General features: G+C 70.0%; 9 protein-coding genes. 2 read left to right on the top strand and 7 right to left on the bottom strand.

Going from position 1 to position 10,831, the window contains the following annotated elements; genetic code table 11:
* Positions 1–38: 38 nt before the first annotated feature.
* The 4 genes from AC3A3J_RS13840 to AC3A3J_RS13855 form a co-directional block, all read right to left on the bottom strand.
* Positions 39–2,495: an ATP-dependent helicase gene (locus tag AC3A3J_RS13840; RefSeq protein WP_487672820.1), complete on the bottom strand. Its 2,457-nt coding sequence runs from the start codon at positions 2,493–2,495 to the stop codon at positions 39–41.
* A 57-nt stretch (positions 2,496–2,552) separates the two neighbouring features.
* Positions 2,553–3,566 carry an ABC transporter permease gene (locus AC3A3J_RS13845; RefSeq protein ID WP_487672821.1) on the bottom strand — a complete coding sequence of 338 codons (1,014 nt, stop codon included), beginning with the start codon at positions 3,564–3,566 and terminating at the stop codon, positions 2,553–2,555.
* Positions 3,563–4,528 (bottom strand): ABC transporter ATP-binding protein, encoded by a 966-nt coding sequence (locus AC3A3J_RS13850; RefSeq protein ID WP_487672822.1) that lies wholly within the window; start codon positions 4,526–4,528, stop codon positions 3,563–3,565. Before AC3A3J_RS13850 ends, AC3A3J_RS13845 begins: the two co-directional genes overlap by 4 nt.
* 101 nt (positions 4,529–4,629) lie before the next feature.
* Positions 4,630–5,616, bottom strand: coding sequence for a glycerophosphodiester phosphodiesterase family protein (locus AC3A3J_RS13855; protein WP_487672823.1), 987 nt, complete (start codon positions 5,614–5,616; stop codon positions 4,630–4,632).
* A 90-nt stretch (positions 5,617–5,706) separates the two neighbouring features.
* Between AC3A3J_RS13855 and AC3A3J_RS13860 the strand changes: the two genes are divergently transcribed.
* Positions 5,707–6,618: a Bax inhibitor-1/YccA family protein gene (locus AC3A3J_RS13860; protein WP_487672824.1), complete on the top strand. Its 912-nt coding sequence runs from the start codon at positions 5,707–5,709 to the stop codon at positions 6,616–6,618.
* Positions 6,619–6,771: 153 nt separating this feature from the next.
* Complete coding sequence (locus tag AC3A3J_RS13865; RefSeq protein WP_487672825.1) at positions 6,772–7,044, top strand: GlsB/YeaQ/YmgE family stress response membrane protein; 273 nt, start codon at positions 6,772–6,774, stop codon at positions 7,042–7,044.
* A gap of 202 nt (positions 7,045–7,246) precedes the next feature.
* Here the strand turns inward: AC3A3J_RS13865 and AC3A3J_RS13870 are convergent, their stop codons facing one another.
* The 3 genes from AC3A3J_RS13870 to AC3A3J_RS13880 are packed head-to-tail and all read right to left on the bottom strand — an operon-like array spanning position 7,247 to position 10,742.
* Positions 7,247–8,635, bottom strand: a complete 1,389-nt coding sequence (locus AC3A3J_RS13870; protein ID WP_487672826.1) for a glycosyltransferase — start codon at positions 8,633–8,635, stop codon at positions 7,247–7,249.
* 11 nt (positions 8,636–8,646) lie between these two features.
* Positions 8,647–10,233, bottom strand: a complete 1,587-nt coding sequence (guaA, locus tag AC3A3J_RS13875) for a glutamine-hydrolyzing GMP synthase (RefSeq protein WP_487672827.1) — start codon at positions 10,231–10,233, stop codon at positions 8,647–8,649.
* On the bottom strand, positions 10,230–10,742 hold the full coding sequence (locus AC3A3J_RS13880; RefSeq protein ID WP_487672828.1) for a DUF3817 domain-containing protein: 513 nt from the start codon (positions 10,740–10,742) through the stop codon (positions 10,230–10,232). The genes guaA and AC3A3J_RS13880 overlap by 4 nt, the downstream gene beginning before the upstream one ends.
* Between the last annotated feature and the right edge of the window lie 89 nt (positions 10,743–10,831).

Genomic DNA, 10,831 nt, shown 5'->3' on the forward strand with positions numbered 1-10,831 from the left:
TGAGCCAGCCTAACCCTCGCCGCCGCGACGTCCGCGCGTCAGATCTTCTCGATCGGCGCGACCTTGATGAGGAGCCTCTTCTGCCCGGCGGTGTCGAACCGCACGTGCGCGATGCGCTTCGCCCCCTCTCCGGTGACGGCGTCGACGCGTCCCTCGCCGAAGTCCGCATGACGGATGCGGTCGCCGGCGTTCAGTTCGAGGTCGCCGTTGTCGCGCACCTTCGCGGTGACCCGGTTGGGGAACCGGTCCATCGCGGTCGACAGCGGCTTGAGCGACTCGCGACCCGGCAGCGGCTTGACGCCGAAGCGATCTCCGCCCCCGGAGCTCCCGCCCGGCCGACGCGCGTTCAGCGCTCGGGACTGCATGCCGCCGCGCGAGTTCACGTCGCCCGGCGACTGACGCCAGTCGATGAGCGCGGCCGGGATCTCCTGCAGGAAGCGGCTCGGCATCGCGACCGTCACCTCGCCGAACTGCGCGCGGGTCATCGCGAGCGACAGGTGCAGGCGCTTGCGGGCGCGGGTGATGCCGACGTAGAACAGCCGGCGCTCCTCCTGGGGGCCGCCCGGCTCGCCGGCCGAGATGCGGTGCGGGATGAGGTCCTCCTCGACACCCGTGACGAACACGGCGTCGTACTCGAGGCCCTTGGCGGTGTGCATGGTCATGAGCGAGACCGATCCCGACTCGTCGTCGAGTTCGTCGGCGTCGGCGACGAGGGCGACATCGGTGAGGAAGTCGACGATCGTCCCCTCGGGGTTGTTCCGAGCGAAGTCGCGGGCCACCGCGACGAACTCGTCGAGGTTCTCGACACGCGCCTCGTCCTGCGGGTCTCGGCTGGCGCGCAGAGCGTCGAGGTAGCCGCTCTTCGACAGCAGCAGCCCCAACCCCTCGGCGACCGAGGTCGGCGGCGGCACCTCGCCCGAGGCGGGCAGCATGATCGCGGTGGCCTCGTCGAGCACGGCGTCGAGCTGGGCGATCGCGGCCTGGATCTTCGGGCCGACCCCGAGCTGCGCCGGCATCGACAGAGCGGCGCGGAACGTGATGCCGTGCTCGTCGGCGAAACGGGCGATGGCGGTCTCGGTCACATCGCCGATGCCGCGGCGCGGCTTGTTGAGGATACGCCGCACGGCCATCTCATCGGCGGGGTTCGCGACGGCGACGAGGTAGGCCAGAGCGTCTTTGATCTCGGCGCGCTCGTAGAACTTCGTGCCGCCCATGATCTTGTACGGCACCGCCGACCGGATGAAGATCTCCTCCAGCGCGCGCGACTGCGAGTTGGTGCGGTAGAAGACGGCCATCTCGGAGTAGGGCGTGCCCGCCCGATGCAGCGCCTCGATCTCGTCGGCGACGAACTGCGCCTCGTCGTGCTGCGAGTAGCCGGTGAAGCCGATGATGCGGTCGCCGTCGCCGCGATCGCTCCAGAGCTTCTTCTCTTTGCGGTCGAAGTTGTTGCCGATCACGGCGTTCGCCGCCGAGAGGATGTTCTGGGTCGAGCGGTAGTTCTGCTCGAGCAGCACCACGCGCGCACCGGGGAAATCGCGCTCGAACTCGCTGATGTTGCGGATGTCTGCGCCGCGGAACGCGTAGATCGACTGGTCGGAGTCGCCCACCACCGTCAGCGAGGCCCCGGCGGTCGCCGGATCGTCGGCGTCGGCTTCGGGCTCGAAGATCATCATGCCGCCAGAGGCATACGGCTCGGGCGACGCGGTCGAGACCGGGCGGGTGAGCTCGTGGATGAGCGCGTACTGGGCGTGGTTCGTGTCCTGGTACTCGTCGACGAGGATGTGCCGGAAGCGGCGGCGGTACGTGTCGGCGACCTCGGGGAAGGCGCGGAAGAGATAGACCGTCTGCCCGATCAGGTCGTCGAAGTCGAAGGCGTTGGCCTTCTGCAGCTGCCGCTGGTAGTCGGTGAACAGCTCGACGAAGATGCGCTCGGCGGGGTCGGACATGTTCGCCTGGCGCGAATACGCCTCGGCATCCGACAGCTCGTTCTTGAGCTTCGAGATGCGCGACTGCACCGACGCGGGGGTGAGACCGTAGGCATCCGCCTCGTGCTCTTTGACCAGACGCTTGATGAGCGCGCGGGAGTCGCCCGAGTCGTAGATCGTGAACGACTTGGTGAAGCCGAACTGCTGCGCCTCCCGACGCAGGATGCGCACGCAGGCCGAGTGGAAGGTCGAGATCCACATGCCGCGCGCGGCCTCGCCGACCAGCCCCTCGACGCGCTCGCGCATCTCGCCGGCGGCCTTGTTGGTGAAGGTGATCGCGAGGATCTGGCTGGGCCAGGCCTCGCGATTGCGCAGCAGCGAGGCGATGCGGCGGGTCAGCACGCTGGTCTTGCCCGACCCGGCGCCCGCGACGATGAGCAGCGCGGGGCCGCGGTACGTGACGGCTTCGAGCTGCTGGGGGTTGAGTCCGGCGAGGAGGTCGTCGGACTCGGCCGTCCCGGAGGAGCGGGGGCCGGCGGTTCCGGGGACGATGAGGGGAGCTTCGGTCATGGCCTTATGAGTCTAGGCCGGGCATCCGACACCGCGGGGCGGGGGCCGAGGTGACGGTCAGGCGATCCGGGTGCCGGGCGGCAGGCGACGGGCCGGGGTGCCCGTGCGCGCCCAAGCGCCGGCGAAGAGCGACCCGGCCACCACGACCTGCACGCCCAGCCCGACGAACCAACTGGGCACGGTCGACTCGATGACCTCGCGGGCGGTGGGGGTCGGCGAATCGGCGCACGCGTCCCACCGCTGCTCGAGCGGCGAGAGCTGCGCGCTGCGCACCCCGAGCTTGATCTGACCGAACAGGTCGACCGGGTACCCGCCGGCACCGTACTCGGTCGGCGTCGCATCGGCCAGCACGACGAACGGGTTCGCCGCGAGCACCCACCAGACGAGGTCGAAACGCGGAACCTCGGTGGGGTACTCGTCCCACTCGTCGCAGATCGGCGTGCCGTTCGCGGTGTAGGGCCGGCTGTAACTCGTCGCCTCGGTGCGCACCGCCATGCCGCCGAGCGCGAAGACGATGAGCGATCCGACGACGAGTGCGGCGACCACCAGGTAGGTGGTCGCCACCGAGAAGAGCGGGCGGGCGATGAGACCGCTGAGACCCACCCCGATCGCGGCGACGACGATGATCTCTGCGGCGAGCACCAGCAGCGAGACGAGCAGCACGACGGCGTCGGCCCCTCCCCCGAGCAGCGAGAGCGCGAGGAACGGCAGCGCCACGAGGAGGAACGCCCCTCCCGACGCGACGGCGGCGAGCAGCTTCCCCAGCATGATGTCGCCGGTCGAGGCGGCCGTCACCTGCACGGCCGCGAGGGTCGCGGCATCGCGATCGCCGTTGATCGCGTTGCCGCTGAGTGTGGGCGAGATGAGCACCACGAGCAGCAGCACCATGTTCACGACGACCGAGTAGACGCCGGCCCCGATGGCCTCGCCGTACCCGAACACCGCGAACGCCAGCGCGGTCACTCCGATGAGCACCACCGCGAACACACCGAGGAGCACGTACCAACCGACGCTGCGCAGTCGCTGGGTCAGCTCCAGGCGCGCGATGGTGCCGATGTGCGAGAGGCTCATGCGTCCGCCCCCGTTCCGGTGGTCGCGGACGGATGCCGGCCGCCGCCGCTGTCGAGGTGCAGGAAGGCGTGCTCGAGCGCGCTCTGCGCCGGAGCGAACTCGACGATCGGCAGCCCCGCGCCGACGAGCGTGCGCAGGGCGTGCGCCGCCGACTCCTCGTCGACGAAACCGAGCAGCACCGAGCCGCGGTCGGCGCCGAGGCTCTCCGCGGGCACGCCGAGGGCCGACGCGACCTGCCACGCGTCGGCGTTCCACCGCTCGGTCGACGAGCCCGCGAGCCGCAGCCGCCACGTGCGTGCAGTGGACTGGGCCGGCGCGGCATCGACGACGGTTCCGCGCACGAGGAAGACGGCGTCGTCGATCACCTCCTCCAGCTCCGACAGCACGTGACTCGAGATGAGCACCGTGCGGCCCTGCGCCGCCAGGTCGCGGAGCAGCGTGCGCAGGTGCACACGCGCCTCCGGATCGAGACCGGAGGCCGGCTCGTCGAGCAGCAGCACCTGCGGGTCGTTCACGAGCGCCCGCGCCAGGCCGAGCTTCTGCTTCTGGCCTCGCGACAGCACCTTCGCCGGCGCATCGGCGAGCTCGGTGAGCCCGACGACACCGAGGAGCTCGACCGCTCGCCGCGCCGCGTCATCGCGAGTCATGCCGTAGAGGCGGCCCGTCGTCACGAGCGTCTCGCGCGCCGTGAGCGACGGCCAGGCACCGAGCGCATCCGGCATCCATCCGAGCGCCCTACGGGCGGCCAGCGGATCTTCGACCGGATCGACGCCCGCGAGACGGATCGAGCCCGCGTCGGGCGCGAGCAACGAGGCGAGCATCAGCAGCAGCGTCGTCTTGCCCGCCCCGTTCGGCCCCACGAGGCCGGTGACCCGCCCCGGCCGCGCCTCCAGCGTGGCCGATCGGACGGCCTGCACGGTCCCGAACGCACGGCTGACGTCCTGCACAACGATTCCGGTCATGCGCGACAGTCTGTCAGCACGGCCGCGGGAACGGGGACGCGGCGATCCGACGGACCGGGTGTGTCGTGCGGACCTGCGTATCCGCCTGCGGCTCCGCGCGATCAGCCGCGGAAGGCCGCGACCCCGAGGTCCGGGTGATCGACGAAGACGCCGTCCACGCCCTGTGCGGCGATCGCCGCCCACTCCCCCGCGTAGTCTCCGAACGCCGCCTTCCCCCCGGCGCCGCGGAACCGCCGGGACAGGAACGCGTTCTCCGGTCGGCACGTCCAGGTGAAGACCTGCAGCCCGCGGTCGTGCGCATCCTGCACGAGGGTGCTCCCCGGGACGAGCAGCAGCTTCTTGCTCACACTGATGCCGTCGACGGCCCCGGCGAGCGCGTCGAGCCCGGCCGGCGCGATCATCTCGGCGTATGACGTCGCCCTCGCACCGTGCAGGGCGACCAGATCGAACGGCTGGCCGGACGCCTCGACGAGGAAGACGTACGACCCCCGGATGCCCCGCTCGCGCAGCCGTCCCAGCACGGTCGACTCGAAGCACTCCACGACGAGCGGGCACATACCGTCGGCCCACCCGGCGGCACGCAGGTCGCGCTCGATCAGCGGCACGAGGTCGATGCCGATGGACTCGAAGAAGGTCGGATGCTTCACCTCCAGCACGACGCCGATCTCGCGTCCGTGCGCCCGGGAGGCCGCGTCGACCAGGGCGAGCAGATCGGTGAGGCGGAGCATCCCCTCGGCGTCGTCGTGGCGCGCACTGTCGGGGCGCAGCTTCGGCAAACGCTCCCGCACCCGCAGGCCCGACAGTTCCTCCCATGTGAAGTCCTCGGTGAACCACCCCGTGAGCGATTCCCCGTCGACGCGCTTCGTCGTGCGGCGATGGGCGAACTCGGGATGCTCCGCCACATCGGTCGTGCCGGAGATCTCGTTCTCGTGGCGCACGACCAACACGCCGTCCTTCGTGGCGACGACGTCGGGCTCGACGGCATCCACCCCCATCGCGAAGGCGAGCTCGTACGACGATCGGCTGTGCTCGGGCCGGTACCCGGGTGCGCCGCGATGGCCGATGACGAGCGGCTTTTTCCTGGGCACGCTCACAGCGTAAGCCACCCCATCTCGGCACCCGCGCGGGTATCGTGGAGGGAAGCGACCTACGATCCCCTTTTGGAGTGAGGCCCACCGATGAGCAATTTCGCTTTCAACAATCCGGCGTTCCAGCAGCAGGACCCGCGGAACGTCGCGACCTACCCCGGCGCGCCGCGGGCTGCTCAGGGAGCCCAGACCGCGTCGTTCCAGCACGCGGGCATGGACGCCGCGGCCAACGCACAGCTCGAGGGCATGTACGCGGCTCCGTCCGCCGGCTCGCTCGAGACCGACCGCATGTCGGTCGAAGACACCGTCTGGAAGACCGCCGGCCTGTTCGGCATCCTCCTCGTCACCGCCGTCGTCGGCTGGGTTTGGACCCTCGGCGGCATCGACCTGAACTCGCTCGCGAGCGTCTCGCTCGTGCCGTGGATGGTCGGGGCGCTCGGCGGCTTCGTGCTCGCCATGGTCATCACCTTCACCTCGCGCAAGAAGGTCCGCCCCGCGCTGATCTTCGCCTACGCGGCCTTCGAGGGTCTGTTCATCGGTGGCATCTCCGCGTTCTTCGAGGTCATGTGGCCGGGCATCGTCCTGCAGGCGACGCTCGCGACGGTGGCCGTCGTCGGCGTCACGCTGGCGCTCTTCGCGAGCGGCAAGGTGCGCGCGTCGAAGAAGATGACCAAGATCGTGATGATCGCGATGCTCGGTTACCTCGTCTTCTCGGTCCTGAACCTCATCCTCATGTGGACGGGCGTGCTGCCCGAGGGCCAGGCGTTCGGCCTCTACAGCGCCACCATCGCCGGCATCCCGCTCGGCGTGATCATCGGCGTGCTCGTGGTCTTCATGGCGGCCTATTCGCTGGTGCTCGACTTCGACCAGATCCAGCAGGGCGTGCGCAACGGCGCTCCCCGTCAGTTCGGCTGGCTCGGCGCCTTCGGCATCATGGTCACGGTCGTCTGGCTCTACGTCGAGATCCTGCGCATCATCGCGATCGTCCGCGGCAACAACTGACCCGCGATCGGCTCATCCGCCGGAAGGCCCGTCTCCTCGGAGGCGGGCCTTCTGCCATGTCCGGCGCCGCTGCGCAAGGGGTTATCTGAAAAATCCCTGAGAGGCGAGACTGGGGAAATCAGGCGAACGTCGTCTGAGTACTAGGAGGTCACTATGAGCTTTCTCGGCTTTCTTCTTCTCGGTCTGATCGCGGGAGCCCTCGCGAAGCTGATCCTGCCCGGCAAGCAGGGCGGCGGATGGTTCGTCACCCTGATCCTGGGCGTCGTCGGCGCGCTGCTCGGCGGATGGCTCGGCGGACTTCTTCTGAACCGCCCGCTCACCGAGTTCTGGGATCTGGGCACCTGGCTGCTCGCCATCGGCGGCTCGATCATCGTGCTGCTGATCTACGGCCTCATCGTGGGTCGCAACAGCAAGGCGCGGAGCTGACCCCAGCCCCCGCGTCACCGGGCCCGTCTCCATCCGGAGGCGGGCCCTTCTGTTCCCCGCCCACTCCCATCCCCCCGGCCCTTCCGCCCGTACCTTCCGGCCCGACCCGTCGGGCTCTTCTCCGCTCCCGTCGCATTTTCTGTCGCGGGAACGGTGCCCCGGCGACAGGAAATGCGACGGGAGCGGAAGGAGGCGAGGGGTGTCAGCGGCGAGGCGGGCGGGCGGCGACGCCGGCGAGAACCTCGGTGAGGGCGGCGAGCGACTTCTCGGGACTCCAGGCAGCGGCGACCGACGGGGCTTCCGCGCTCATGCGGGCGTGCAACTCGGGATTCGTGAGCACGTCGCGCAGGGCGGCGGCCAACGCCGCGACATCGCCGCTCGGGGCGAGCAGTCCCCCGCCCATCCCGAGCACATCGCGGATGCCGTAGCGCACGTCGTACGACACCACCGGGGCCCCGTGCAGCAGCGCCTCGACGATCGACAGCGGCTGGCCCTCGAACGCGGTGGCGGTGAGCACGACGGATGCCCGGTCGAGTACGCGACCCGGATCGTCGGTGTACCCGGCGAGCACCACGCGGTCGCCCGCATCGAGTTCGGCGATGAGCGCCTCCAAGCGTTGCTGCTCCGGCCCGCCGCCCCAGATCTCGAGTCGCGTGTCGGGTGCGTCGGCGGCGAGGAACGCTCGGATCGCCTGATCGACGCGCTTACCCGGGGCGAGGCGGCCGAGGACGACCACCAGCCCGGGCTCTCGCAGATCATCGCGGCGGTCCACGGGCGGAATGGGGTTGGGCACGGTCTCGTTGCGCGCACCGTCGCCGAATCGGGCCACCACGTCGTCGCGCTGCGTGGCGGTAGGCCAGATCACGGCGTCGAACCGGTCGGAGATGGCGAACCATCGCGTCCACAGAGCGTTGATCGGGGCATCCGCCGTGTAGGGCGCCTCGAGGTGGATCGTGTGGATGGTGTGCACGATGCGCACCCGCGGATCCGCCCAGCCCACGATGAGCTCGCCGAGCTGGCGTGATTCGCAGATGACGATGATCGGACGATCGCCGAGCTGCGCCACGAGGTGCGACAGCCAGGCGCGGTAGAGTCCGCCGAACCCGGCGAGCCCACCGAGCGTGCGGCCGTCCTCGTCGAAGATCAGGACCGGCTCGACGCTCAGGTGCCAGTCGGGGTTGCCGGGGATGACCGGCAGCGCCACGAATGGCCGCCCCTCGGCATCCTCGATCGTGCGGTACTCGATCTCGTCATGCGCGACGAGCGCCGGATCAGCGGCGGCGCGCAGCCAGTCGGCCGCTCCGCCCCGCGTGTCGACGGCCTCGTCGAACAGGTTGCGCATCCGCGAGGCATCCGTGAGCGCCCCGCGTGCGACGAACGTGTCGCGGTGCAGCGCGTGATCCGCGGCGGTTCCCGGGTCGAACGTCAGCAACTGCGGGCCGCGCCCGTCGGCGACACCCGCTCCCGCGAGTTGGCGGGCGCGCGCGAGCGTCGCGATGGTGTATCCGCCGTCCAGGCCGGGGATGAGCCTGCTCGACAGCACCAGGTACTCGGCATCCGGCAGAACCGGGCCGAGTTCGGACGAGGGCATCCCCCCGCCCGTCACTCCCACTCGATCGTCCCCGGGGGCTTCGACGTGACGTCGAGCACCACGCGGTTGACGTCGCGCACGCCGTTGGTGATGCGATTCGAGATCTTCGAGAGCACATCGTACGGCAGCCGCGTCCAGTCGGCGGTCATCGCGTCTTCGCTCGACACCGGGCGCAGCACGATCGGATGCCCGTACGTGCGACCGTCGCCCTGCACGCCCACCGATCGCACATCCGCGAGCAGCACGACGGGGCACTGCCAGATCTCCTGGTCGAGGCCCGCCTTCGTCAGCTCCTCGCGCGCGATCGCGTCGGCCTCGCGCAGGATCTCGAGGCGCTCCGCCGTCACCTCGCCGATGATGCGGATGCCGAGGCCGGGGCCGGGGAACGGCTGGCGTCCGACGATCGCCTCGGGGATGCCGAGCTCGCGGCCGATCGCCCGCACCTCGTCTTTGAAGAGGGCGCGCAGCGGCTCGATCAGCTCGAAGTCGAGGTCGTCGGGGAGGCCGCCGACGTTGTGGTGCGACTTGATGTTCGCGGTGCCCGCGCCGCCGCCCGACTCGACGACGTCGGGGTAGAGGGTGCCCTGCACGAGGAACTTCACGGGGGCGCCGCCGTCGGCCTTCGCCTCTTCGACGAGGTCGAGCTGCACCTTCTCGAACGCGCGGATGAACTCGCGCCCGATGATCTTGCGCTTCTCCTCGGGATCAGTCACACCCTTCAAGTGGCCGAGGAACGTGTCGGCGGCGTCGACCGTGATCAGCCGCACACCGGTGGACTCGACGTAGTCCTTCTCGACCTGCTCGCGCTCTCCCTTGCGGAGCAGCCCGTGGTCGACGAAGACCGCCGTCAGCTGATCGCCGATCGCCTTGTGCACCAGCGCGGTCGACACGGCGGAGTCGACACCGCCGGACAGTGCGGAGATCACGCGGGCATCGCCCACCTGCTGGCGGATGCGCTCGACCTGCTCGGCGATCACGTTGTCGCTGTTCCAGTCGGAAGCGAGTCCGGCGCCCTTGTGCAGGAAGTTCTCGAGCACGCGCTGACCGTGATCGGAGTGCTTCACCTCCGGGTGCCACTGCACGCCGTAGAAGCCGCGCTCCTCGTTCGCGAAGGCCGCCACCTGGGTCGCCTCGGTGGTCGCCAGCACGTCGAAGCCCTCCGGCGCGCGCGACACCTGGTCGCCGTGGCTCATCCACACGTTCTGCTCGGAGGGCTGACCGGCGAGAAGAGTGCCCCCGTCGCCCGTGACGACGGCATCCGTCGCACCGTACTCGCGGAGCCCCGTGTGGGCGACCTCGCCGCCGAGGGTCTGCGCCATGTACTGGAAGCCGTAGCAGATGCCGAGGGTGGGGACGCCGAGGTCGAAGACCGCGGGGTCGAGGCGCGGCGCGCCCTCCTCGTAGACCGACGACGGGCCGCCGGACAGGATGATGGCCACGGGGTTCTTGGCGGCGATCTCGTCGGCGGTCGCGGTGTGCGGCACGATCTCGCTGTAGACGCCGGCCTCACGCACCCGTCGGGCGATCAGCTGCGCGTACTGCGCGCCGAAGTCGACGACGAGCGCCGGGCGCTGCTGGGTCTCGGACTGTTCGGTCAACGGGCACCTTCCGGGGCGGGGGTGGAGGCCGCGGCGGCCTCCCGGGTGGCGAGGTAGGTCTTCACCTCTCGGGCGACGACCGACTCCATGAAGAACGAGAGCAGGGGCACGACGCCGCCGAGGGCGAGCAGGATGAAGCGCTTGAAGGGCCAGCGCATGAGGCTCCACATGCGGAAGCACGCGAAGAGGTACACGACGTAGAACCATCCGTGCGCGACGAGGATGCCGAGCGAGAGGTTGAAGCCGTCGCCGAGCGAGGTCATCTCGCACGCGTTCGTCATGGGCAGGAAGAGCGACCACCACTGGCAGTCGGGCCCCGCGATGACACCGGCGAACCACAGCGGCCCTCCCGAGCCGCCGAGGAAGAGCTCGAGGTGGATCGGCGTGTACTTCAGCACCATCTCGGCGAGCAGCAGGAGCAGCATGACTCCCGTGATGATCGAGGCGATCTGGTAGAACTTCAGCGCACCGCGGATCGCCGGAAAGCTGGCGACTTTCGGTTCGGGCATGCGACCAGTCTAGTCGGCGCCGCGCCGCCTCCGATCCGGCCCGCGAGGCGAGCGCCGGTACGACGGAGGCCGCCGGGGTGTCCCCGACG

This window comes from Microbacterium sp. Soil_N32 (assembly GCF_057655505.1).

Bases quoted from the DNA above. Each gene is read 5' to 3' on its own strand.
- AC3A3J_RS13880 (WP_487672828.1), bottom strand. From the start codon at position 10,742: ATGCCCGAACCGAAAGTCGCCAGCTTTCCGGCGATCCGCGGTGCGCTG.
- AC3A3J_RS13850 (WP_487672822.1), bottom strand. From the start codon at position 4,528: ATGACCGGAATCGTTGTGCAGGACGTCAGCCGTGCGTTCGGGACCGTG.
- AC3A3J_RS13860 (WP_487672824.1), top strand. From the start codon at position 5,707: ATGAGCAATTTCGCTTTCAACAATCCGGCGTTCCAGCAGCAGGACCCG.
- AC3A3J_RS13840 (WP_487672820.1), bottom strand. From the start codon at position 2,495: ATGACCGAAGCTCCCCTCATCGTCCCCGGAACCGCCGGCCCCCGCTCC.
- AC3A3J_RS13845 (WP_487672821.1), bottom strand. From the start codon at position 3,566: ATGAGCCTCTCGCACATCGGCACCATCGCGCGCCTGGAGCTGACCCAG.
- AC3A3J_RS13870 (WP_487672826.1), bottom strand. From the start codon at position 8,635: ATGCCCTCGTCCGAACTCGGCCCGGTTCTGCCGGATGCCGAGTACCTG.
- AC3A3J_RS13865 (WP_487672825.1), top strand. From the start codon at position 6,772: ATGAGCTTTCTCGGCTTTCTTCTTCTCGGTCTGATCGCGGGAGCCCTC.